Origin of the sequence: Pseudomonas sp. PDM24, from assembly GCF_019218905.1 — a bacterium.
GTDB lineage: Bacteria > Pseudomonadota > Gammaproteobacteria > Pseudomonadales > Pseudomonadaceae > Aquipseudomonas.
The window spans coordinates 29,372-51,822 of sequence record NZ_JAHUWR010000004.1; the positions used below are offsets into that span (position 1 = coordinate 29,372).

General features: G+C 58.8%; 21 protein-coding genes. 16 read left to right on the top strand and 5 right to left on the bottom strand.

The features are described 5' to 3' along the window. Positions 1-16: 16 nt before the first annotated feature. Together gabT and KW837_RS14760 are read left to right on the top strand one after the other, a co-directional pair. Positions 17-1,294 (top strand): 4-aminobutyrate--2-oxoglutarate transaminase, encoded by a 1,278-nt coding sequence (gabT, locus tag KW837_RS14755; RefSeq protein ID WP_007899625.1) that lies wholly within the window; start codon positions 17-19, stop codon positions 1,292-1,294. A gap of 135 nt (positions 1,295-1,429) precedes the next feature. Next, positions 1,430-2,644, top strand: coding sequence for a response regulator (locus tag KW837_RS14760; protein WP_218396812.1), 1,215 nt, complete (start codon positions 1,430-1,432; stop codon positions 2,642-2,644). Positions 2,645-2,754: 110 nt separating this feature from the next. On the opposite strand, the gene KW837_RS14765 is transcribed toward KW837_RS14760, so the two are convergent. Beyond that, on the bottom strand, positions 2,755-3,744 hold the full coding sequence (locus tag KW837_RS14765; protein ID WP_218396814.1) for a sensor domain-containing diguanylate cyclase: 990 nt from the start codon (positions 3,742-3,744) through the stop codon (positions 2,755-2,757). A 307-nt stretch (positions 3,745-4,051) separates the two neighbouring features. Beyond that, the gene (gene desA / locus KW837_RS14770; protein WP_063341922.1) at positions 4,052-5,236 is read right to left on the bottom strand and encodes a delta-9 fatty acid desaturase DesA; all 1,185 of its coding nucleotides are present in this window, start codon (positions 5,234-5,236) and stop codon (positions 4,052-4,054) included. Positions 5,237-5,383: 147 nt separating this feature from the next. Between desA and dibA the strand changes: the two genes are divergently transcribed. The 6 genes from dibA (at position 5,384) to KW837_RS14800 (ending at position 11,835) form a co-directional block, all read left to right on the top strand. Then, positions 5,384-7,303, top strand: a complete 1,920-nt coding sequence (dibA, locus tag KW837_RS14775) for a phosphodiesterase DibA (RefSeq protein WP_218396816.1) — start codon at positions 5,384-5,386, stop codon at positions 7,301-7,303. Between the two features lie 295 nt (positions 7,304-7,598). Next, positions 7,599-7,781: a sulfur starvation response protein OscA gene (oscA, locus tag KW837_RS14780; protein ID WP_007899630.1), complete on the top strand. Its 183-nt coding sequence runs from the start codon at positions 7,599-7,601 to the stop codon at positions 7,779-7,781. Between the two features lie 142 nt (positions 7,782-7,923). Continuing rightward, positions 7,924-8,937 (top strand): sulfate ABC transporter substrate-binding protein, encoded by a 1,014-nt coding sequence (locus KW837_RS14785; protein WP_007899632.1) that lies wholly within the window; start codon positions 7,924-7,926, stop codon positions 8,935-8,937. Positions 8,938-9,141: 204 nt separating this feature from the next. Beyond that, entirely contained in the window at positions 9,142-9,960 is an 819-nt protein-coding gene (cysT, locus tag KW837_RS14790; protein ID WP_218396818.1) for a sulfate ABC transporter permease subunit CysT, read from the top strand. Positions 9,961-9,972: 12 nt separating this feature from the next. Continuing rightward, complete coding sequence (gene cysW / locus KW837_RS14795; protein ID WP_008068643.1) at positions 9,973-10,842, top strand: sulfate ABC transporter permease subunit CysW; 870 nt, start codon at positions 9,973-9,975, stop codon at positions 10,840-10,842. Between the two features lie 3 nt (positions 10,843-10,845). Beyond that, a complete protein-coding gene (locus tag KW837_RS14800; RefSeq protein ID WP_218396820.1) occupies positions 10,846-11,835 on the top strand; it encodes a sulfate/molybdate ABC transporter ATP-binding protein in 990 nt (329 codons plus the stop codon). A 107-nt stretch (positions 11,836-11,942) separates the two neighbouring features. Here KW837_RS14800 and KW837_RS14805 read toward each other — a convergent pair whose 3' ends face one another. Continuing rightward, the gene (locus KW837_RS14805) at positions 11,943-12,461 is read right to left on the bottom strand and encodes a DUF962 domain-containing protein (RefSeq protein WP_192346502.1); all 519 of its coding nucleotides are present in this window, start codon (positions 12,459-12,461) and stop codon (positions 11,943-11,945) included. A gap of 85 nt (positions 12,462-12,546) precedes the next feature. Here KW837_RS14805 and KW837_RS14810 point away from each other — a divergent pair, with 85 nt between their 5' ends. The 4 genes from KW837_RS14810 (at position 12,547) to KW837_RS14825 (ending at position 15,294) form a co-directional block, all read left to right on the top strand. Then, positions 12,547-13,233 carry a Crp/Fnr family transcriptional regulator gene (locus KW837_RS14810; protein ID WP_218396822.1) on the top strand — a complete coding sequence of 229 codons (687 nt, stop codon included), beginning with the start codon at positions 12,547-12,549 and terminating at the stop codon, positions 13,231-13,233. A gap of 110 nt (positions 13,234-13,343) precedes the next feature. Continuing rightward, positions 13,344-13,709 carry a response regulator gene (locus KW837_RS14815; protein WP_218396824.1) on the top strand — a complete coding sequence of 122 codons (366 nt, stop codon included), beginning with the start codon at positions 13,344-13,346 and terminating at the stop codon, positions 13,707-13,709. Between the two features lie 111 nt (positions 13,710-13,820). Beyond that, the gene (locus tag KW837_RS14820) at positions 13,821-14,069 is read left to right on the top strand and encodes a helix-turn-helix domain-containing protein (RefSeq protein WP_218396826.1); all 249 of its coding nucleotides are present in this window, start codon (positions 13,821-13,823) and stop codon (positions 14,067-14,069) included. Next, a complete protein-coding gene (locus tag KW837_RS14825; protein WP_218396829.1) occupies positions 14,062-15,294 on the top strand; it encodes a type II toxin-antitoxin system HipA family toxin in 1,233 nt (410 codons plus the stop codon). The genes KW837_RS14820 and KW837_RS14825 overlap by 8 nt, the downstream gene beginning before the upstream one ends. Before the next feature lie 101 nt (positions 15,295-15,395). Here KW837_RS14825 and KW837_RS14830 read toward each other — a convergent pair whose 3' ends face one another. After that, positions 15,396-16,400, bottom strand: a complete 1,005-nt coding sequence (locus KW837_RS14830; RefSeq protein WP_218396832.1) for an AraC family transcriptional regulator — start codon at positions 16,398-16,400, stop codon at positions 15,396-15,398. Positions 16,401-16,500: 100 nt separating this feature from the next. Between KW837_RS14830 and KW837_RS14835 the strand changes: the two genes are divergently transcribed. The 4 genes from KW837_RS14835 (at position 16,501) to KW837_RS14850 (ending at position 20,764) form a co-directional block, all read left to right on the top strand. Then, a complete protein-coding gene (locus KW837_RS14835; RefSeq protein WP_218396834.1) occupies positions 16,501-17,574 on the top strand; it encodes a fatty acid desaturase in 1,074 nt (357 codons plus the stop codon). Between the two features lie 464 nt (positions 17,575-18,038). Beyond that, complete coding sequence (locus KW837_RS14840) at positions 18,039-18,620, top strand: alpha/beta hydrolase (RefSeq protein WP_218396836.1); 582 nt, start codon at positions 18,039-18,041, stop codon at positions 18,618-18,620. 59 nt (positions 18,621-18,679) lie between these two features. Next, positions 18,680-19,612 (top strand): sigma 54-interacting transcriptional regulator, encoded by a 933-nt coding sequence (locus KW837_RS14845; protein ID WP_218396839.1) that lies wholly within the window; start codon positions 18,680-18,682, stop codon positions 19,610-19,612. Between the two features lie 369 nt (positions 19,613-19,981). Then, on the top strand, positions 19,982-20,764 hold the full coding sequence (locus KW837_RS14850) for a MetQ/NlpA family ABC transporter substrate-binding protein (RefSeq protein WP_008009603.1): 783 nt from the start codon (positions 19,982-19,984) through the stop codon (positions 20,762-20,764). A 427-nt stretch (positions 20,765-21,191) separates the two neighbouring features. On the opposite strand, the gene KW837_RS14855 is transcribed toward KW837_RS14850, so the two are convergent. Beyond that, the gene (locus KW837_RS14855) at positions 21,192-22,352 is read right to left on the bottom strand and encodes an AAA family ATPase (protein ID WP_218396841.1); all 1,161 of its coding nucleotides are present in this window, start codon (positions 22,350-22,352) and stop codon (positions 21,192-21,194) included. Positions 22,353-22,451: the final 99 nt, after the last annotated feature.

Below are 22,451 nucleotides of genomic sequence, written 5' to 3' on the forward strand. Positions count from 1 at the left end.
GGTGAATGAGGACACTATGAGCAAGACTAACGCATCCCTGATGAAACGCCGCGAAGCCGCTGTACCGCGCGGTGTTGGCCAGATTCACCCGATCTTCGCCGAGTCCGCGAAGAACGCTACCGTGACCGACGTTGAAGGTCGCGAGTTCATCGACTTCGCCGGCGGTATCGCCGTGCTGAACACCGGTCACGTGCACCCGAAAATCATCGCCGCCGTGACCGAGCAGCTGAATAAGCTGACCCACACTTGCTTCCAGGTTCTGGCGTACGAGCCGTACGTGGAAGTGTGCGAAAAAATCAACGCCAAGGTGCCGGGTGATTTCGCCAAGAAAACCCTGCTGGTGACCACCGGCTCCGAAGCCGTGGAAAACTCCATCAAGATCGCCCGCGCCGCCACTGGCCGTGCCGGCGTGATCGCGTTCACCGGCGCTTACCACGGTCGCACCATGATGACCTTGGGCCTGACCGGTAAAGTCGTGCCTTACTCGGCCGGCATGGGCCTGATGCCAGGCGGCATCTTCCGCGCGCTGTACCCGAACGAATTGCACGGTGTGAGCATCGACGATTCGATCGCCAGCATCGAACGCATCTTCAAGAACGACGCCGAGCCGCGTGACATCGCTGCCATCATCATCGAGCCGGTTCAGGGCGAAGGTGGTTTCTACGTCGCGCCTAAAGAGTTCATGAAGCGTCTGCGCGCTTTGTGCGACCAGCACGGCATTCTGTTGATCGCTGACGAAGTACAGACTGGCGCTGGCCGTACCGGCACTTTCTTCGCCATGGAGCAGATGGGCGTTGCTGCCGACCTGACCACCTTCGCCAAATCCATCGCTGGCGGTTTCCCGCTGGCCGGTGTGTGCGGCAAGGCCGAATACATGGACGCCATCGCTCCAGGCGGCCTGGGCGGTACTTACGCCGGTAGCCCGATCGCTTGCGCCGCGGCCCTGGCCGTGATGGAAGTGTTCGAAGAAGAGCACCTGCTGGATCGCTGCAAAGCGGTTGGCGAGCGTCTGGTAACTGGCCTGAAAGCCATCCAGGCCAAATACCCGGTCATCGGCGAAGTACGTGCTTTGGGCGCGATGATCGCGGTCGAGCTGTTCGTCGACGGCGACAGCCACAAGCCGAACGCTGCTGCTGTGGCATCGGTTGTGGCCAAGGCGCGCGACAAGGGTCTGATCCTGCTGTCGTGCGGCACCTACGGCAACGTTCTGCGCGTACTGGTACCGCTGACCTCGCCGGACGAGCAACTGGACAAAGGTCTGGCGATCATCGAAGAGTGCTTCTCTGAGCTCTGATTGATTTGTGACCTGATCGACAAAAAACCCGCTTCGGCGGGTTTTTTTGTATCTGCTTGAAAAGATCGGCGGCAATTGAGCTGTATCGAATGGCCATCATTGACTAAGGTGCAAGCATTGCCGTTGGAGTGTGCGATGACTGCTGTGGTGTTACCCGCTGTGCCGCGTGTGCTGATTGCCGAGGCCGACCCCTGGTCCCGCGACCTGCTCAAGCAGGTGTTGTTGAATGTGCGCTGTGACGCGCGGCTGGACCTGTGTGCCGATGGCCAGGAAACCTTGCAGCTGTTGGCGGAAAACCCTTATGACCTGGTGATCGTCGACTGGGAGTTGCCTGGCGTTGATGGCCTGAATGTTCTGCGCAGCGTCCGGCAGCGTAAGCGTAATCCGCCGCTGCCCTTCATTCTGATGAGCAGCCGCAACGACAGCGCCAGCGTGCGCGAAGTCTTGCCCCTGGCGCCCACGGCGTACCTGACCAAACCCTTGAACATCGAAAGCCTGACCCAGCGCCTGCAGGATTTGTTGCTGAACGCCGGCGAAGAGGTGTCCTGTGAGGCGCCGTCATTGGCGCCAGGCATGACCTTGTCGGTGTACCTGGAGCGACGTCGCGAACTGGCGGAGGGTGCGCCGTTGATGACCGATGTGCAGGTGACGATCAAACGTAGCCTCAATCCCGATGGCCTCGATCTGACGCGGCTGGAAGACGAAATCCGCACTGATCCGCAAATTACCGCTGTCCTGATCGCTGCCGCCAACAGCGCAGCCCAGCATCATGGCGTCGCTGTGCAAACCCTGGCCCAGGCGCTGCACCGCTTGGGCACCGGGCAAAGCATGAACCTGATTCTGGGGCTCGCTCTCAAACGCAGTGCCCGGCTCAGTGATCCGCAGCTGGCGGACTATGCCGAGCGTTATTGGCAGTTGTCGCTGCACACCGCCGAATACGCCCGGACACTGGCGCGTTTGCTGGATCTGGATCAGGCGCGCTGTTATTGCGCAGGCATGCTGCATTGCCTCGGCGACCTGGCGTTGCTGCGTTGTTTGCAGGAGTGGAAGGAAGCTGGCGGTGAGCTGGATGAATGGCAGGAAGTCGGCGATGCATTGACCGAGTTCGGCGCGGCCTATGGTTCGGCGCTACGGACCCGCTGGCGGCTGCCCTTGGAGCTGCGGGAGCTGATTGCGGCGGTTTACCAGTTCGGTGGCGGGGTTTACTCCCGCGAAGCGCTGGTGATGAACATGGCCGCGCAACTGGCGCGCCTGACCGAGCATGAGGGGATCGAGGCACTGGCCAAGAGCCGCACAGCGCGATTGCTCAAGATCGGATTGCCGGAGCTGATGCGTTTGCGTAAAAAATAAGCTTCACGCAAAACCTGTAGGAGCGAGGCTTGCCCGCGAAGAAGTCACCACGGTGGGTCAGTAAAACCGCGGTGACCCCTTCGCGGGTAAGCCTCGCTCCTACAAAAAAATCAGCCAGAAATGATGCGGTTCTTGCCCTGGCGCTTGGCCTGGTACATCGCCGCATCGGCACGGGCGAACAGGCTGTCGATGCTTTCATCCTCGTGTGTGAGGCTGCTCAGGCCCTGGCTGACGGTGATGCCGAAGGTCTGGTCGTCATGGCTGAAGCTTAACCGCTGAATTTCCCGTTGCAGGCGCTCGGCCACTTGCATGGCCATGTCCGGTGCGCAGCCGGGAAACACCGCCGCGAATTCTTCACCGCCGATCCGTCCGAACAGATCACCACGCCGCAGGGCCGCGCGACCGCTCTCGGCGATGCGTTGCAGCACCTTGTCGCCTTCCTGATGGCCGTAGGTGTCATTGACCACTTTGAAGTCATCGATGTCCAGCAGCAGGAACGCCATCGGCGCACCGTTCAACCGCGCCTGCTCGAATTCGCGATGGGCGCATTCGAAGAAGTGTCGGCGATTGCTGCTTTGGGTTAACACGTCGGTGCTGGCCAGATGTTGCAGCTGGGCTTCCATCTGCTTTTTTTCGGTGATGTCTTCGGCAATGCCGACGATGATCACCGGTTGACCCGGCTCGGCCTGACGGTTGATGAAACACTTGTCGCTGAGCCAGCGCACTTGGCCGTCGGCAGCGATGATGCGGTACTCGCGGTCTTCAACGGCGCCTTTGACCAGCACCTGCGCGAGGCTGCGCTCGGCGTAGTCCAGATCGTCGGGATAGACGCTGTCGCGCCAGTGGTTGTAGTCGGACAGCAACAGGCCAGCGGGGCGGCCGAAAATCCGTTCATAGGCCGGGCTGACGTAAAGCACCTGGCGGGTTTCCCAGTTATATGCCCAAAGCACGGCGTTGACGCTGACCAGCAGCGAGCTGAACAGCTGTTCGCGTTCGCTCAGGCGCGCCACTTCACCCTGGGCATGCATCAGCGCCATCAGGGTTTGCGCGGCCTCGGGCCACTGTGGAAGGGATGTGTCTTGTAGGTTTTTATGGACCATCGGCACAAATCTCAAAGGGCGTGCCGCTATGTCGACAGCGGCCAAAAACAGAGCCCGCCTGGATGGCGAAGTGTCTTTGAGATAGGGGATTTGGAGCGAAGTTCCCGCCTTGGGTGGTGAGAGAGCATGCTCCCGCCGGGCGGTTAAAACACGTCGCTGGTTTGCGATGGCTTCGCCGTCAAGCGGGTGGGGGGCAAGCCCGAAGGGCGGATCGGATACGTAGGAGCCAGGCTTGCCGGCGAAGGCGTGTTTAAGAGCGCCTTCGCCGGCAAGCCTGGCTCCTACGAAAAGCCTCTTCTGTGGAGGATCAGGCGTTGGCAGGGCGCAGGGAGTAGGTTTTCAACTGGCCGGCGAAGTCACGCAGGGATTGAATCCCGCTGGCCTCGGCCTCGTGTACCCAATCCTTGATGGCAGCCAGCATGTCGTGACCATTTGAGCTGGTCTTGACCCAGATCTGTTGCAAGGCCAGGCGTTTCTCGTAAATTACCTTCAGCGCCTGGCTGTGCTCGAGCATGGTCTGGATGCGCATATGGTGCTTGTCGTCCAGCAGGCTGGTTTCCCGCGACAGCAAACGCTTGGCCCGGTGGAACTGATGACGGACCGAGTGATCGACCTTTTCCAGCTCTTGCTTGACCAGCGGCGCGATCACCAGCTTGCGGTACTGGGCCATGATCTGGAAGCGGTTGTTGAGGATCGCCATGGCAGTGTCCATGTCCAGGCTGCCTTTGCCTTCAACGCGGTGGGCGATCGGTGCAACCCGCTGGACCTTGGCCAGACGCAGGAAGCTGAAGACCTGGATCCAGGCCCAGCCGAGGTCGAATTCCCATTTCTTCACCGACAGTTTGGCGGAGTTAGGGTAGGTGTGATGGTTGTTATGCAGTTCTTCGCCGCCGATCAGGATGCCCCAAGGCACCAGATTGGTCGCCGCATCGCGGCATTCGAAGTTGCGGTAGCCGATGGCATGGCCCAGGCCATTGACCACGCCGGCGGCCCATACCGGGATCCACATCATCTGGATGGCCCAGATGGTGATGCCGATGGTGCCGAACAGTAGCAGGTCGATGACGCCCATGATCGCCACACCCAACAGCGGGAAGCGGCTGTAGAGGTTGCGTTCGATCCAGTCTTCGGGGCAGTTCTTGCCGTAGATGCGCAGGGTCTCGGGGTTTTCCGCTTCGGCGCGGTACAGCTCGGCGCCTTTGCGCAGAACGGTGGACAGCCCTTTGATGACCGGGCTGTGCGGGTCGTCGACGGTTTCGCATTTTGCGTGGTGTTTGCGGTGGATAGCTGTCCACTCGCGGGTGTTCTGCGCCGTGGTCAACCACAGCCAGAAGCGGAAGAAATGTTTCAGGCCGGCATTGAGCTCAAGCGAGCGATGGGCTGAATAGCGATGCAGATAAACCGTGACGCCGACGATCGTCACGTGGGTCATCAGTAGGGTGACAGCCACCAGTGACCAGGGCGATAAGCCAAGAAAACCTTCGTACCACATAGCCTATAGGACCCTCGATAAAGAAAAAAACAGCCGTTGCATTATCACTTAGCCCACAGATAAAACCAGTCGCCCTTTCAGATAAGAGTGGCTGGATGTGTCTTTAATCTATAATTCCAGCCTTTTTGTAGGGACATGGACGCTCTAATGTCAGCCACCTATCGCGATGCTTTGCGTGCAGCGCTGCTCTACCTGGTGCTTTCCGTAACCTGGCTCCAGTTTAGTGGTTATTTATTGAACAGGTTCTTCGATAATTCCACCGACCTGCTGCGCTGGCAGCTGATCAACGGTTATGCCTGCGTGGCGTTCAGTGCCGGGCTGATCTTCATTGCACGGGCACGATTGTTTCGCTGCCTGGGTGTCGGCGCCAAATTGCGCGAGCGCAATGCCGACCGGGAGCGTTTACGTCAGGCGGCAGCGGTGTTCGATTGCACCCGTGAAGGGGTGCTGGTCACTAATAGCAACGGGTTGATCGTCCATGTGAACCGGGCGTTCATGGAAATCACCGGCTACCAGCGCGAGGAAGTGCTGGGGCAGCGACCGAACATGTTCAAGTCGGGCCATCACCCGCCGGGTTTCTACCAAGCGATGTTCACGACACTCGACAGCCTCGGCGAGTGGAGCGGGGAAATCTGGAACCGTCGTAAAAGCGGCGAGATCTACCCGCAATGGCAGACGATCCGTCTCATTCGCGACGAGCAGGGGCGGCTCAGCCAGTACGTTGCGGTGTTTTCCGACATCAGCGCAATCAAGAACTCCGAACATGAATTGACGCATCTGGCCCATCACGATCCGTTGACCGATCTGCCAAATCGCCTTCTGCTAACCGACCGTGCCGGGCAGGCCGTGGCTTCGGCGCAGGTCCATAAGCGCGGTTGTGCGTTGCTGATGATCGACCTCGATCATTTCAAGTTGATCAATGACAGTCTCGGTCACAGTGTCGGTGACCAACTGCTCAAGGCTGTGGCTGAGCGTCTGAATGCCTTGTTCGGCCCGGGCAACACGCTGGCGCGGCTCAGCGGCGACGAATTTGCGGTATTGACTGAAAACTGCCCGCAACCGGGGCATGCCGCGGCGCTGGCTCAGCGAGTCATCGATGGCCTTAAAGAACCGTTCCAGATCGACGGGCATTCGCTGTTCATCAATGCCAGCATTGGCATCAGCCTGTTCCCCAGCGATGCCTTGAGCGCCGAGCAGCTATTGCGCAACGCCGATTCGGCGCTGTTCAAAACCAAGAGCGCTGGCCGCGATGGCTATGCCCTCTACACCGAAGAATTGACTGCGCATGCCCAGCAGCGCGTCGAGGTCGCGTTCCAATTGCGCCAGGCGCTGGAGCAGGAGCAATTGCGGGTTTATTACCAGCCCGTGCATGACCTCAAAACCCGTCGCCTGATCGGCGTCGAGGCGCTGGTGCGCTGGGAGCATCCGCAACGTGGGTTGGTGTCGCCGGCTGAATTCATCCCCATCGCCGAACGCACCGGGCTGATTGCCGAGATCGATGCCTGGATCATGCGTCAGGCCTGCCAGCAGATGTGCCAGTGGCAAGCGGCGGGCGTGGTGTTGTCGTTTGTCGCGGTGAACGTTTCTTCTCGCCTGTTTGCCCGCCGCGAGTTGTATCAGCAAGTGGCTCAGGTGCTGCACGATACGGGCCTGGACCCGGCGTATCTGGAGCTGGAAGTCACCGAAAGCGCGGTGATGGAAGACCCGGAAGTGGCGCTGGAGCAGATGCATCGTTTACGCGAGTTGGGCGTGCAGCTGGCCATTGATGATTTCGGTACGGGCTATTCATCATTGCTGCGGCTCAAGCGTCTGCCGGTGCAGAAGCTCAAGATCGATCAGGGATTTGTCGCAGGGTTACCGAGTGATGAGGATGACGTGGCGATTGTGCGGGTGATTATTGCGCTGGCGCAGAGCATGGGGCTGCAAGTGCATGCCGAGGGGATCGAGCAGGTCGAGCAGGCGAGTTTCCTGCTCGAACACGACTGCGATTTGGGGCAGGGGTACTGGTTTGGGCGGCCAGTGCCGGCGGCATCATTGGATTGGGCTCGGGCGCCAGTGATTGGATGAGCGCCTGATCTGCTTTTTGTGGCGAGGGGGCTTGCCCCCGTTGGGTCGCGTAGCGGCCCCAAATTTTTGCGTCTGCTACGCAGCCGAACGGGGGCAAGCCCCCTCGCCACAGGGTTTTGTATGCCCTTGAAAGTAGTTGGTCCTCCGCAACCCCTTGCTCCATCAAATAATGCATTCTAGTTATATAAACATTCTTAAATAGTCTTTTTAAGAATATCTGCGCCTATCTACTATTGCTCTCACGCCGTAAGCAGTGCCCGCCACTGCCAGGCATATCTCATTAAGGAGCAGCACCATGAGCGCATCCCTACGTAGTGTTGACGGGCAGGACGAAGCCACCATTTTGCGTGAGATCCAAAGCGCCTTGCGCGATCTGCGCTTTGGCGCGGTGGAAATCACCGTGCATAACGCCCAGGTGGTTCAGATCGAACGTAAAGAGAAATTCCGTTTGCAGAGCCCGGGCAACAAGCCGAGCTGAAGCGAAAGATTGAAAGATTGGAAGATCGCAGCCTTCGGCAGCTCCTACGGGAGGCTGATGTAAAGGCTGCGATCTTCAAACAGGCAACCCGTTCCAGACCATAAGAAAAGCCAACACATCAAGAATTCCAGGAGCTTTCACCATGTCGTCGATTCGTCATTTTGCTTTGGCCGCCCTGGCCAGTGCCCTTTTTGCTGGTTCCGCGGTTGCCAAGGATTACGAGCTGCTCAACGTGTCGTATGACCCGACCCGTGAGCTGTACCAGGAGTACAACGCCGAGTTCATCAACTTCTGGAAAAAAGACCACGCTGGCGACAACGTGAAAATCCAGCAGTCCCACGGTGGTTCGGGCAAGCAGGGCCGGGCGGTGATCGACGGTCTGCGGGCCGACGTGGTGACCCTGGCCCTGGCCGGTGACATCGACGAAATCGCCAAGCTCGGCAAGAGCCTGCCGGCCGACTGGCAGAAGCGCCTTCCGGAAGCGAGCACGCCTTACACCTCGACCATCGTGTTCCTGGTGCGCAAGGGCAACCCGAAAGGCATCAAGGACTGGGGCGACCTGACCAAAAACGGCGTGGAAGTCATCACCCCGAATCCGAAAACCTCCGGCGGGGCGCGCTGGAATTTCCTCGCGGCCTGGGCCTATGGCCTGAAAGCCAACGGCGGTAACGAAGCCAAGGCTAAAGAGTACGTGCAGACCCTGTTCAAACACGTGCCTGTGCTGGACACCGGTGCTCGCGGCTCGACCATCACCTTCGTCAACAACGGTCAGGGCGACGTGTTGCTGGCCTGGGAAAACGAAGCCTTCCTGGCGTTGAAAGAAGACGGCGGCGCTGACAAATTCGACATCGTCGTGCCTTCGCTGTCGATTCTGGCCGAACCACCGGTGGCCGTGGTCGACAAGAACGCCGAGAAAAAGGGCAACACCGACATTGCTGAAGCGTATCTCAAGCACCTGTACAGCCCGGCCGGCCAGGAAATCGCGGCGAAAAACTTCTATCGTCCACGTGACAAAGAGGTGGCCGCCAAGTACGCCAAACAGTTCCCGACACTGGAGCTGGTGACCATCGACAAGGACTTCGGCGGCTGGAAAACCGCGCAACCGAAATTCTTCAATGACGGTGGCGTGTTCGACCAGATTTATCAGGCGCAGTAACCTGAAATAGATCAGCCAATGCGCATTCCATGTGGGAGCGGGCTTGCTCGCGAAGACAGCGGCACAGTCAACATTGATGTCGCCTGACACACCGCCTTCGCGAGCAAGCCCGCTCCCACAGGTTTAGCACTTAAGTGGCTGGCATTGGCTAACGGGCCCCGATTTCACCGTCGGGGCTTAGCGCGTTCTCAACCAAGGACTTTTATGTCACGTCGTATCTCCCCCGTCATACCCGGCTTCGGGCTGACGCTGGGCTACACCTTGGTGTACCTCAGTCTGATTGTGCTCATTCCACTGGCGGCGATGTTCGTACATGCCGCTCAACTGACCTGGGACCAGTTCTGGGCGATCATCTCGGCGCCACGGGTGCTGGCGGCGTTGAAGCTGAGCTTCGGCACCGCGCTCTATGCCGCGGTCATCAACGGCATCATTGGCACGCTGCTGGCCTGGGTGCTGGTGCGCTACACCTTCCCGGGACGAAAAGTCATCGACGCGATGATCGACTTGCCCTTTGCTTTGCCCACCGCGGTGGCCGGTATCGCGCTGACCGCGCTGTACACCCCCACCGGCCTGGTGGGTCAGTTCGCGGCGGATCTGGGTTTCAAGATCGCGTATACCCCCCTCGGCATCACCCTGGCGCTGACTTTTGTAACGCTTCCATTCGTAGTACGTACCGTACAGCCTGTACTGGCCGATATCCCTCGTGAAGTGGAAGAGGCGGCGGCGTGCCTGGGGGCGAAACCGTTACAGGTTTTCCGCCATATTCTGGTGCCGGCGCTGCTGCCAGCCTGGCTGACCGGTTTCGCCTTGGCCTTTGCCCGTGGGGTCGGCGAGTACGGTTCGGTGATTTTCATCGCCGGCAACATGCCGATGAAAACCGAAATTCTGCCGCTGCTGATCATGGTCAAACTCGACCAGTACGATTACACCGGTGCCACCTCCATTGGTGTACTGATGCTGGTGGTTTCCTTTGTCCTGTTGCTGCTGATCAACTTGCTGCAGCGGCGCATCGAAACCCCATAAGGAGGCGCAAAAATGTCCCAATCGTCTATTGCAGCAGCCTCCTCGAACGCCGCCCGCCGTGGCAGTGCCACGTCGCGGCGAGTCTTGATCGGCCTCGGCTGGCTGATCTTCGCGCTGTTTTTGTTATTGCCATTGTTCATCGTGGTGTCCCAGGGCCTGAAGCTGGGCCTGGGTGCATTCTTCACCGCGATCTTCGAGCCGGACGCCTTGTCGGCGTTGAAACTCACCGTGATTGCGGTGCTGATCTCGGTGCCGCTGAACCTGGTGTTCGGTGTCAGTGCGGCGTGGTGCGTGAGCAAATACTCGTTCCGTGGCAAGAGCATGCTGGTGACGCTGATCGACTTGCCGTTCTCGGTGTCGCCGGTGATCGCCGGTCTGGTCTATGTATTGATGTTCGGTGCTCAGGGCCTGTTCGGCCCGTGGTTGCAGGATCACGACATCCAGATCGTCTTCGCCTTGCCGGGCATTGTGTTAGCGACGATTTTCGTCACCGTGCCGTTCGTGGCCCGTGAGCTGATCCCGCTGATGCAGGAACAAGGCACTCAGGAGGAAGAGGCCGCGCGCCTGCTTGGCGCCAATGGCTGGCAGATGTTCTGGCACGTCACCGTTCCCAATATCAAATGGGGCCTGATCTATGGCGTGGTGCTCTGCACTGCGCGAGCGATGGGGGAGTTCGGTGCGGTGTCGGTGGTTTCCGGGCACATTCGCGGGGTGACCAACACCCTGCCGCTGCACGTCGAGATTCTCTACAACGAATACAACCACGTGGCCGCGTTCGCCGTGGCGAGCCTGTTGCTGATCCTGGCGCTCTTCATCCTGCTGCTCAAGCAGTGGAGCGAAAACCGTATTAACCGCCTGCGCGCCAGCGCCGCGGAGGAATAAGTCATGTCGATCGAAGTGCGTAACGTCAGCAAAAACTTCCACGCGTTCAAGGCGCTGGACAACATCAGCCTGGACATTCAAAGCGGCGAGCTGGTGGCGTTGCTGGGGCCGTCAGGCTGCGGCAAGACCACGTTGCTGCGAATCATCGCCGGCCTGGAAACCCCGGATCAGGGCAACATCGTGTTCCACGGTGAAGACGTCTCCGGCCACGACGTGCGTGATCGCAATGTCGGTTTCGTGTTCCAGCACTACGCTCTGTTCCGGCACATGACGGTGTTCGACAACGTCGCGTTCGGCCTGCGCATGAAGCCGAAAAACCAACGCCCGAGCGAGAGCCAGATCGCGGTTAAAGTCCACGAACTGCTGAACATGGTGCAACTGGATTGGTTGGCCGATCGTTACCCGGAACAACTCTCCGGCGGCCAGCGTCAGCGCATCGCATTGGCCCGTGCCTTGGCGGTGGAACCGAAAGTTTTGCTGCTCGACGAACCCTTCGGTGCACTGGATGCCAAGGTCCGTAAAGAGCTGCGTCGCTGGCTTGCACGGCTGCACGAAGACATCAACCTGACCTCGGTATTCGTGACCCACGACCAGGAAGAGGCGATGGAAGTCGCCGACCGTATCGTGGTGATGAACAAGGGTGTGATCGAGCAGATCGGCTCACCGGGTGACGTCTACGAAAACCCGGCCAGCGATTTCGTCTATCACTTCCTTGGCGACTCGAACCGTCTGCATTTGGGCGAAGACCGGCACGTGCTGTTCCGTCCACACGAAGTGTCGCTGTCGCGGCATGAGCTGGAAGACCACCACGCGGCTGAAGTGCGCGATATTCGTCCGCTGGGCGCGACTACGCGGGTGACACTGAAGGTCGAAGGCCAGAGCGAGTTGATCGAGGCTGAAGTGGTGAAAGACCACGACAGCCTGGTCGGATTGGCCAAGGGTGAGACGTTGTTCTTCAAGCCCAAGGTCTGGCAGAAAGTCGCCAACCTTTAAAAGCAAAAGCTTCGCGAGCAAGCCCGCTCCCACAGTGGATCTGCGTTGAACACACATCTGTGGCCAACCCAAAACCCTGTGGGAGCGGGCTTGCTCGCGAAAGCGATCTACGCCGCAGCACCTTTCTGACGCAAACGCACACCACCCACTCGCGCCTCGATCTGCTCTTTAAGCTCACGCCGCATCCCGAGCAAAAACGCCAACTCAACCACCACGAACAGCGGCCCGACAATCAATCCCGTCACGTCATCGACAAACGCCGGTTTGCGCCCTTCGTAATGATGTCCGACAAACTGAATCGCCCACCCCACCACAAACATCCCGATGCCGCTTGCCAGCCAGACCAGCGTACTTTGCTGCGCGAGAACCTGTCCCGCCCAAATGCACAGACCGAGCAACACGGTCATCAACACCCCAAGACGCACCTCCAGGCGCAAGTAAAACCACGCCGATGCCATCGCGACCAGCACCGCCGGCGAAATCCAGCCTGCGCCCCATTGCGGCCGCGACAGCAACACCGCAACCGCCACTACAATCAGCGGGATACCGATAAAGTGGCTGGCAATATTGCGCGGGTCACGGTGGTAGGCGGCGTATTGACTGAGATGGTCAACGAGGCTTTTCATTGTTATTCCTCCTGTAGGGTGATGGATGATGCCCCGGGTTTCATCTCTCGCTCTGTCAGCCAGGCGACAATCTCCAGGAGTTTTCATGGACATGCAGGTTTGGCGTTCGCGCCTGGATACGGGGCAGTGGTTCAGTCATTTACCTGTTCCTTTACAGGATAGTCTGCTGGCTGCGGCCCGGGTTCGGCGCCTGCCGTCGGGGCAACTGCTATTCAAACGCGGTGATCCGCCATGCGGGCTGTATGCAGTGCTCGAAGGTTCGGTGCGCATTGGCGCGGTGAGCGAGCAGGGCAAGGAAGCACTGCTGAGCCTGGTGGAGTCGCCACACTGGTTCGGCGAAATCTGCCTGTTCGATGGCCAGCCGCGAACCCACGATGCCTACGCCGTTGGCCAGTGCATCCTGTTGCACATTCCGCAGGCGACGCTGCTGAAGGTGCTCGACCAACAACCGGCTTACTGGCGGCAACTGGCGTTGCTGATGAGCCACAAACTGCGCCTGACCTTCATCAACCTCGAACAGCTGAGCCTGATGCCAGCCCCGGCACGCTTGGCTCATCGCTTGCTGATGATCGCCGAGGGTTACGGTGAAATCGCCCCGCCGCGCCGTGTTCTGCAACTGCCTCAGGAGCAACTGGCATCGATGCTGTCGCTGTCGCGCCAGACCACCAATCAGCTCCTCAAGGATTTGCAGGGGCAAGGGGTTGTGGATCTCAAGTACGGCGAGATCGAGATTCTGGATGCCGAGCGGTTGCGGGCGTTGGCGATGATTTGACGTGCACCTGTAGGCGCTGCGAAGACTGCGATCTTTTGAAATCACCACGGTATTGATGGGCTTTATCCGCGAACGCGCCTAGCCTGTGACGACGACAATCGAGGTGTGCCATGCGTGTGTTGCTAGTGGAAGACGAACCCGAGACCGCCAGCCTTCTGGCCAAAGGCTTGAGCGAAGCGAGTTACACGGTGGATGTGGCGCTCAATGGCATGGACGGCCGGCGCTTTATCGAATCCGGCGAATATGAACTGATCATCCTCGACGTGATGCTGCCGGGACTCAACGGCTGGCAGTTGCTGCAACAGATCCGCAAGCTCGGCGACACGCCGGTGCTGCTCCTCACCACCAAGGACGGCATTGAGGATCGACTGCGCGGGCTGGAGTTGCATGAGGATGATTACCTGCTCAAGCCGTTTGCCGTCAGTGAACTGGTGAAACGGGTGCGCAAGTTGTTGCGGCGTGATCGGGGGCGTTGAGAGCGAGACTGGCCAAGAAATGAGCTAGACTTCGGCCTAGTTATGCATTAAATACGATGCATGTATGTGCTATTAGTCAATTTTGCACTGTATACGATGCGAGCGACTCGAATGGAAAACCTTGGGAAACTGATCAAAATACTGCGCAAAGAGCGAAAGATGTCTCAACAGGATCTGGCAAAGCAGTACGGAATGAGCCGTGCCACGATTTCTGGTATCGAGAACAACACCGTCTCTGAAATCGGTATCCGCAAGGTTGAAGCGATCTTGAACGGCTTTGGATACGAACTGACTGCTGTACCCAGGCAGTCGAAGCGTCCGACGCTGGATACCCTGAAAAAGGTTAACTTCCATGGCTGAGGGGCGTGTTGTGGAAAGGCTGCACGTCAGTGTTTCCGGCACCATGGTAGGGGCCTTGGGCCGCGGACAGTCAGGTGTCGATTCAGTATTCACCTATGCGCAAGACGCATTAGAGGAAAATGCCGTCTCGCTGACCATGCCCGCTCGCCTTGAGAGCTACACGTGGGAGCGAGGTGTACCGCCGGTTTTTGAAATGAATCTGCCAGAAGGTCCTCTGCGCGATGAATTGGTTCGGCGCTTCAGCAAAGCGGTGCGAGGATTCGACGACTTCGCAATGCTGGCGATCGTTGGTCCGCATCAGCTGGGACGCGTGGGAATCGCAAATACGCTAAGTGCTAACGAGCCGCCCCCCGAAACCAGCCTTGCGGATCTTCTGGTTCATGATGGTGCTCAAGGGCTGTTCGATGACCTGTTGCACACCTATGGTCAGTACTCAGGCGTTTCGGGGGTTCAGCCAAAGGTGCTTGTGCGCGACAGTGCGACAATCATTGACCGCCTGACCCATCGAGGGGCAACGCATCTGGTCAAGTCCTTCCGTGCAGAGGAATACCCGGAGCTGGCCGCCAACGAGTACTTCTGCATGCGAGCCGCACTCCATTCGGGGCTTGAGGTGCCGAAGTTCGAACTCAGCGAACGGGGTAAATTTCTGATCGTCGAGCGCTTCGATCTGAATGACAAAGGCTATCTGGGTTTTGAGGATTTCTGCGTACTCAATGCCTGGCCTTCGAAGGCCAAATACGACGGTTCGTACGAAGGCGCTGCCAGGCAAATCAAGGAATTTGTCTCCCCGTCATTACTCAACCAGGCGCTTGAGTCTTTTTTCAAAATCGTTGCTCTTTCGTCCGGTTTGAAGAACGGCGATGCTCATCTCAAGAACTTCGGTGTGCTGTATGAACATTGTGGCGCTGATGCGCAAATCGGTTTGGCTCCGGCCTATGACATTGTTACGACTTCGGTCTACATCAAGGCCGACAGCATGGCGTTGCTGTTAGGCGGATCGAAGGCGTGGCCCAAGTACAAAATGCTGATGCGTTTTGGTCGGTCGGCCTGCAACCTGACAGAAGGGCGCTGCAATGAGCTGCTGCAACAGGTTGCTCACGGGATGGAAGTGGCGATGGGGGAGATGGCTCACTACATCAGGGCCAATAGCAGTTTTGCCGAGGTTGGCGATGCGATGATGGATCAGTGGAAATCAGGCCAAGCGCGCAGTCTGGTTAAAGGTTGAAATATGTGTGGCGTTGCGACGGATGCCTTCGCGGGCTGATCCCGTAGGAGCGAGGCTTGCCCGCGAAGAGGCCGGAAAACTCAAAACACCTCTAGGATCTGTCACTGCAACCCATCCCGAAACTGCCCCGGCGTCATTCCGGTCCAGCGTTTAAACGCGCGGCTGAAGCTGCTGGTGTCGGCGAATCCCAGCAGATAACTGATTTCGCCCAACGAGCACAGTGGGTCGCGCAGATGCAGCAGCGCCAGGTTCTCCCGGCTTTCATTGAGCAGCGTATCGAACCGACAACCTTCATCCGCCAAGTGCCGTTGCAGGCTGCGCAGACTCAAGTGCAGCGCCTGGGCGATGCGATCGGCCGACGGTTCGCCTTCGGGTAATTGCTCTTCAATGGCGTCACGAACCTTGCGCTCCCAGGTCAGGGGTTTGAGTTGCGCCAGGGTGCGTTTGAGCACGGTTTCGTTGTGTTCGGCCAGTTCCGGGTTGGCATCGTCCAGGTGACTGTCGAAATCCACCAGGGCGAATTCCAGTCGGTCTTCATCGGCGTTGAAATACACCGGCGAGCGGAACACTTTGTGCCATTGGTGCGGGTCGGCTGGTTCCGGACGGCGCAGATAAACCGCCAGCGGGGCGTAGTCACGGCCCAGGCGATTGCGGCAGGTGCGCACGTAAATCGCCGCGAAGGCGTCGATGGCCTCGAAGGCTGGCGCGGGGTTGCCTGGGGGGATTTTCAGGCGGAAGTAGTAGCGATCCTCGGCGCGGGTCAGTTCCAGATCCAGCGCGTCGCTGACCACCTGGTGATAACGCACGATGCGCTCGAAGACTTCCCGCAGGCTGCCACTGGCCACCAACGCATAACCCAACGCATGAAAGGTGGTGGGGCTGACGAAACGCGACACCCGCAAGCCAATCGCCGGGTCACCGCTGACCTGAACCGCGATGTGCCACAGGCGCGTGGTGCCGGACAACGGGTAACGGGCGTTCGGGTCGTCCATCAACTGCGGGTCGAGCCCCGCCTGTTGGCACAGGGTAGTGCTGTCGAGCCCCAGCGCTTCGAGCTGCTTGCGCAGTGCGCGGGTCCAGCTGGCGAGGGAGGTCGGTTCAGTCATATTGAATGGCGCGTCCGGTCAACAGGTTGGCGTTCACGGCTACCGCTCCGTACAGCATCGCAAGGCAGGATGCGAACATCAATAACCAGAGGATGGAAGCATGGACGGTATTTGTGCAAGTCCCCAGCGACTGAATGCAGCACAGCGAGCAGCGCATATTCGCCAGGTGGTATTGGCCAAAGGCGTCGAACTGCGCCAGCGCTACCCGATTCTCAACCATCAGGACGCCCTGGGCGCGGGCATTCTGGCCTTCGCGTTGGCCGGGATGATCGGTTCCGCAGCGCTGTACATCACCGGGTACATGGCCTGGTGGGTATGCCTGTTGCTCAACGCGTTTTTCGCCTCGCTGACCCATGAGCTGGAGCATGACCTGATCCACAGCATGTACTTCCGCAAACAGCGCGTGCCGCACAACCTGATGATGGGCCTGGTGTGGTTGGCGCGACCGAGCACCATCAATCCCTGGATCCGCCGTCATTTGCACCTCAACCACCATAAGGTGTCCGGCACCGAAGCCGACATGGAAGAGCGGGCGATCACCAACGGTGAGCCGTGGGGAATCGCGCGGCTATTGATGGTCGGCGACAACGTGATGTCGGCGTTCATCCGCATGCTGCGAGCCAAGACCCGGGCGCACAAGTTCAGCATCATCAAGCGTTTTCTGAAGGTTTACGCACCGCTGGCGCTGGTGCATTGGGGAGCGTGGTACGTGTTCCTCGGTTTTCACTCCGCCAACGGCATCGCGCATCTGCTGGGGGCGCCCATCGAATGGTCGGCGACTACTTTGGCGGTGATGCCGGTGATCGACATCGCGGCCGTCGTGATCATCGGCCCGAATGTGTTGCGCACGTTCTGCCTGCATTTTGTCAGCTCGAACATGCACTACTACGGTGACGTGGAGCCGGGGAATGTGATTCAGCAGACTCAGGTGCTGAACCCTTGGTGGATGTGGCCGTTGCAAGCATTCTGCTTCAACTTCGGCAGCAGCCACGGGATCCATCATTTTGTGGTGAAAGAGCCGTTTTACATCCGCCAGATGACCGTCCCGGTGGCGCATGAAGTGATGCGCGAGATGGGGGTGCGGTTCAATGATTTCGGGACGTTCGGGCGGGCGAACCGGTTTGTGCGCAAGGACACCGCCGAGATGCAAGAGGTGCGTGCCGCTCAGGTTTGATGAGGTAACCGGAAACTCAAATGCTGGTCATCAATTTGACCCAAAGGGACGATACGGTGTGACGCAAGCAGCGATTCGAATATGCGATTCAGGCCTATTAAAGTAATTAAATATTCCTTTATCGGATAACCGTTTCAGCCAATTATCGCGTCACAGCGATGTTGATCAGCGCTAACAGATTTCGAGTTTCCGGGGCCGTCTCCTTGGCAGGGTGCGGCCCCTTTTTTATCCCGGATAAAGTGCCAGTCAGTGAACCCTGTGGGAGCGGGCTTGCTCGCGAAGGCGTCGTGTCAGTCAATATCAATATCAACTGACAGACCGCCTTCGCGAGCAAGCCCGCTCCCACATTTGATCGCGTTGTATATTCGATATAGGTCTTAATAAATAGCTTCTTATTCCTTAACGAATATAACTCTCCTCCCTATACTCGGTCACGAACAGACACGCAGCAGGAGAGCTCCCCCATGCGCAACGAATCAATTCGCTACCTGATTGTGCCGGGCTGGCAAGGATCGCCAGAAGATCATTGGCAAACCCATTGGCAGAACAGCCTGCCAAACAGTGCGCGGGTGGAGCAGGCCGACTGGCTGACGCCTCGTCGTGAGGACTGGGTTGCGGTATTGGCCGAGGCGATTGCCGCCGACAGCACGCCAGTGATTCTGATCGCTCACAGCCTGGGCTGTATCACCGTTGCCCATTGGGCGGCCACGGCGCCACTGAATTTTCTGCGTCAGGTGCGCGGCGCCTTGCTGGTCGCGCCGGCGGACGTCGAACGCCCGGCCTGCGCACCGGCCTTGCGCAACTTCGCACCGATTCCGACAACGTTGCTGCCGTTCCCGAGCCAGGTTGTCAGCTCCGACAACGACAGTGCCGTGAGTGCGCCACGAGCGCTTGAGCTGGCACGTAACTGGGGCGCCGAGGCGGGGATTTTATCGGGGGCCGGGCACATCAACGTGAAGTCCGGTCACCAGCGTTGGGAACAGGGTTTTGCGTACCTCTATCGTCTGCAAAACCGCATGGAACAACACGCCCTGCGTCGCGCTTGAACCCTTTGTTTTTTTAAAAAACGCCCCCGTCTGCCGGCGGTTTTGGGCGGGAGTCTGCCATGAGCTTGCATGAAACCTTCGGTCAGCCGCTGCTGACCTTTCCTGATGCGGAAAAAAGTCCGCTGAGCATTCGCGCCAAGGCGTTGGTGTTCGTCGATCCGCGTTCCCGGCAGTTGCGCCAGGAGCTGGAACAACTGGCGCCACGTTCGATCTCGGTATTGATCCGCGGTGAAACCGGCAGCGGTAAAGAACTGCTGGCGCGGCACATCCATCGCGCCAGTGACCGTGGTGGATTGTTCGTATCCGTCAATTGCGGGGCGATCAGCCCGACCTACGCCGACGCTGAACTGTTCGGCTATGCCGCCGGCAGTTACAGCGGTTCGGCCAGCAGTCGTGCGGGATGGTTCGGTTCGGCCAATGGCGGCACGCTCTATCTGGACGAGATCGGCGACTTGCCGTTGCCAATCCAGATCAAGCTGCTCGCAGCCCTGGAAAACCACGAAGTCACTCGCGTTGGCGCTCAGCAGCCAAGCCCGGTGGACGTACGTCTGGTGGCCGCCACCAGCATCGATCTGGGTCAGGCCGTGGCTGCCGGAAAATTCCATGAACGGCTTTATCACTACCTCAGCGAAGGCCAGCTCGAACTGCCGGCCTTGCGCGAACGGGTGGGTGATATTTTGTCGCTGGCCGAATACTTCCTCGGCATCTACAGCCAACGCCTCGATCTGCCGGTGCCATTGATCAGCGACGCCGCACAGCATCTGCTGGAGCAGCACAGTTGGCCGGGCAACACCCGGGAGCTGGAGAACGTCATCCACTTTGCGTTGTTGGTGAGTACCGGCGATGAGATTTTGCCGGAGCATTTGAATTTGCCCGAGGCATCGGTATCGCTGCTTCAGATCGAACAGCAACTCAAAAAAATCCTCGGCAACGGTTCCGCCGCCGAGAAAGAGGCCTTGAAACAACTGCTCAAAGCCACCGAGCTTCTGTAGGAGCGAAGCTTGCTCGCGAAGCAGACGACTCGGTCTGTCCGGGAGGACGCCTTCGCGGGCAAGCCTCGCTCCTACAGAGGTCATGTTCCGGGCTTTTTGTAGGAGCGAAGCTTGCTCGCGAAGCCGGCGACTCGGTCTGTTCGGGAGGACTCCTTCGCGGGTAAGCCTCGCTCCTACAGGGTTTTGGGCGAGTTGGATCTGTATGAACAAAATGGAATATGAAAGTGAATAAAAGATATTGTTCGGGAATAAAAAATCCCGGTATTGTCCGCGTCACGCCAGCGATAGCACTTCACTGGCACTTAACAAAAACCACCTGACTGTTTAGCCGTCGTCGATGATGGCCGCGAATTTCGATAAGGACACTGCATGAAAAAGGTTCTGTTGTTTACCGCATTGGCGGCTGCCCTGACCGCGGGCCTGGCCCAGGCTGGCGAGAAACTGGTGGTGGCGGCGACCCCGATTCCACATGCCGAGATCCTTGAACTGATCAAGCCGACCCTCGCCAAAGAAGGCGTGGACCTGGAGATCAAAGTCTTCACCGACTACGTTCAGCCGAATGTGCAGGTCGACCAGAAGCGTCTGGACGCCAACTACTTCCAGACCCTGCCGTACCTGAAAAACTTCAACGAAGGCAAAGGCACTAACCTGGTGACCGTGATCGGCGTGCATGTCGAACCATTCGGCGGCTACTCGAAAAAAGTCAAAAGCCTGGCTGAGCTGAAAGACGGCGCAACCATCGCCATCCCGAACGAAGGCAGCAACAGTGGCCGTGCCCTGATCCTGCTGCAGAAGGCTGGCCTGATCGAGTTGAAAGACCCGAAAAACGCTGTGGCCACCCCGAAAGACATCGCCAAGAACCCGCACAACTTCAAGTTCAAGGAACTGGAATCGGCCATGCTGCCGCGTGTTCTGGACCAGGTCGACCTGGACATGATCAACACCAACTACGCGCTGGACGCGGGTCTGAACCCGGCTAAAGATGCACTGGTGATCGAAGGTGCCGATTCGCCTTACGTGAACTTCCTGGTGGCGCGTCCAGACAACAAGGACAGCGTCGCCATCCAGAAACTGGCCAAGGCCCTGACCAGCCCGGAAGTGAAGGCATTCATCGCCAAGAAGTACAGCGGCGCGGTACTGCCGGCGTTCTGATTGACCGCCGTATCAAACCTTTTCAAGGTTTCAACGCCGACGGCTGATACAGCGTCGGCGTTTTTTATTACGCCAAGATCAAAAGATCGCAGCCTCGTTTCACTCGACAGCTCCTACATTGAAATGCGTATCCCTGTAGGAGCTGTCGAGTGAAACGAGGCTGCGATCTTTTGCTTTAAAGTTTCAGGCCGCCCGCGCCTTCAGCGCCTTGCGCAACGCCATCAGCAATTTCACGATGTCTTGCGGATCCAGCCGCTGCGGCACGTTTACGTCAGCCATTTTCCCTTCCTTGTGATGGTTCGGCCCTGAGTCTGGCCAAAAGCTGTGCGTTCTTGGAGGGCTGTCTTGAAAAAAAGATCCTTCCTACAGCGCAAAGGAAAATAGTCGTCTTCCACTGCCGCAGCAAATCAGCCAGATAAGACGCCGATCAATCCGGCCAATACCACACCGGCTCATCCAGCATCCGCTGCCCGACTATCCCGGTCTGGCCGAAATCCTTCTCCAGCACAATGCAATTGCATTCCGGGTCTTGCTGCAACGCCGAGATCAACCGCCGCGCATGAGACACCACCCACACCTGACACTGCTCGGACGCTCGAATGATCAACCGCGCCAATGCCGGCAGCAGGTCTGGATGCAGACTGGTTTCCGGTTCGTTCAACACCATCAACGTCGGCGGCCGAGGCGTCAGCAATGCCGCAACCAGCAACAAATAGCGCAACGTCCCATCCGATAACTCGGCGGCGGACAACGGCCGCAACAACCCTTCCTGATAAAACTCGATTGCAAATCGGCCACCTTGCAGCAGTGCGATGTTCAGCGTCGCGCCGGGGAACGCGTCGCTGATCGCCGCCTGCAAGGCTTCGGGATCGCCGATTTCGCGGATGGTCTGTAACGCCGCCGCGAGGTCGCGACCGTCGTGGTGCAACACCGGCGTGCGAGTGCCCAGTTGTGGTTGTCGCGCCGGAGCTTCGGCATCGCTGCGAAAGTGATCGTAGAAGCGCCAGCGGCGGATGAATTCACGCAGCTGCAAGACTTCCGGCGAAGTACGCAAGCTACCAACCTGATCGAACAGGCTGTCGAAATTCGGCGTGCGTTGGGCCAGCACCTCCCAGCTGCGGCCGACCCGTGTGCGAATCATCGGGCCGTCACGATCCACCAGCAGGCTGGCCGGGCGATAGAACGGCCCGGACCAGATGCATTCCCTTTTGATTTCCGGGTCCAGAGAAAACGCGGAAAGACTCTGTTCCTGAAGGCCCAGCGCGATCGAGTAGCTGAAGTCTTCACCGGCAAACCCCAGGCGCAGGCGCTTGGCGCCGTGTCGCATGGTTGCCTGGATCGGGATTTCACCATTGCGCATGCGCTGGGTGATGGTTTCCGGCCCGGCCCAGAAGGTCGAATCCAGCCCACCCTCGCGTGCCAAGCCATTGACCACTCCACCCTGAGCAGTTTCCGCCAGCAGACGCAAGGCGCGGTAGAGATTGGATTTACCGCTGCCGTTGGGGCCGGTGATCAGGTTCAGCCGTTGAAGCGGAATCACCAATTTATTGATCGAGCGGTAATTGGCCACCGCGAGTGTTTTGAGCATGGGAAGCTTCCTGCTGCAGGGGCCGCCAGTTTGTCTTAGTCGGCGACTGTGAGCGTATGTGGCGAGGGAGCTTGCTCCCGCTGGGCTGCGAAGCGGCCC

Bases quoted from the DNA above. Each gene is read 5' to 3' on its own strand.
- gabT (WP_007899625.1), top strand. From the start codon at position 17: ATGAGCAAGACTAACGCATCCCTGATGAAACGCCGCGAAGCCGCTGTA.
- KW837_RS14760 (WP_218396812.1), top strand. From the start codon at position 1,430: ATGACTGCTGTGGTGTTACCCGCTGTGCCGCGTGTGCTGATTGCCGAG.
- KW837_RS14765 (WP_218396814.1), bottom strand. From the start codon at position 3,744: ATGGTCCATAAAAACCTACAAGACACATCCCTTCCACAGTGGCCCGAG.
- desA (WP_063341922.1), bottom strand. From the start codon at position 5,236: ATGTGGTACGAAGGTTTTCTTGGCTTATCGCCCTGGTCACTGGTGGCT.
- dibA (WP_218396816.1), top strand. From the start codon at position 5,384: ATGTCAGCCACCTATCGCGATGCTTTGCGTGCAGCGCTGCTCTACCTG.
- oscA (WP_007899630.1), top strand. From the start codon at position 7,599: ATGAGCGCATCCCTACGTAGTGTTGACGGGCAGGACGAAGCCACCATT.
- KW837_RS14785 (WP_007899632.1), top strand. From the start codon at position 7,924: ATGTCGTCGATTCGTCATTTTGCTTTGGCCGCCCTGGCCAGTGCCCTT.
- cysT (WP_218396818.1), top strand. From the start codon at position 9,142: ATGTCACGTCGTATCTCCCCCGTCATACCCGGCTTCGGGCTGACGCTG.
- cysW (WP_008068643.1), top strand. From the start codon at position 9,973: ATGTCCCAATCGTCTATTGCAGCAGCCTCCTCGAACGCCGCCCGCCGT.
- KW837_RS14800 (WP_218396820.1), top strand. From the start codon at position 10,846: ATGTCGATCGAAGTGCGTAACGTCAGCAAAAACTTCCACGCGTTCAAG.
- KW837_RS14805 (WP_192346502.1), bottom strand. From the start codon at position 12,461: ATGAAAAGCCTCGTTGACCATCTCAGTCAATACGCCGCCTACCACCGT.
- KW837_RS14810 (WP_218396822.1), top strand. From the start codon at position 12,547: ATGGACATGCAGGTTTGGCGTTCGCGCCTGGATACGGGGCAGTGGTTC.
- KW837_RS14815 (WP_218396824.1), top strand. From the start codon at position 13,344: ATGCGTGTGTTGCTAGTGGAAGACGAACCCGAGACCGCCAGCCTTCTG.
- KW837_RS14820 (WP_218396826.1), top strand. From the start codon at position 13,821: ATGGAAAACCTTGGGAAACTGATCAAAATACTGCGCAAAGAGCGAAAG.
- KW837_RS14825 (WP_218396829.1), top strand. From the start codon at position 14,062: ATGGCTGAGGGGCGTGTTGTGGAAAGGCTGCACGTCAGTGTTTCCGGC.
- KW837_RS14830 (WP_218396832.1), bottom strand. From the start codon at position 16,400: ATGACTGAACCGACCTCCCTCGCCAGCTGGACCCGCGCACTGCGCAAG.
- KW837_RS14835 (WP_218396834.1), top strand. From the start codon at position 16,501: ATGGACGGTATTTGTGCAAGTCCCCAGCGACTGAATGCAGCACAGCGA.
- KW837_RS14840 (WP_218396836.1), top strand. From the start codon at position 18,039: ATGCGCAACGAATCAATTCGCTACCTGATTGTGCCGGGCTGGCAAGGA.
- KW837_RS14845 (WP_218396839.1), top strand. From the start codon at position 18,680: ATGAGCTTGCATGAAACCTTCGGTCAGCCGCTGCTGACCTTTCCTGAT.
- KW837_RS14850 (WP_008009603.1), top strand. From the start codon at position 19,982: ATGAAAAAGGTTCTGTTGTTTACCGCATTGGCGGCTGCCCTGACCGCG.
- KW837_RS14855 (WP_218396841.1), bottom strand. From the start codon at position 22,352: ATGCTCAAAACACTCGCGGTGGCCAATTACCGCTCGATCAATAAATTG.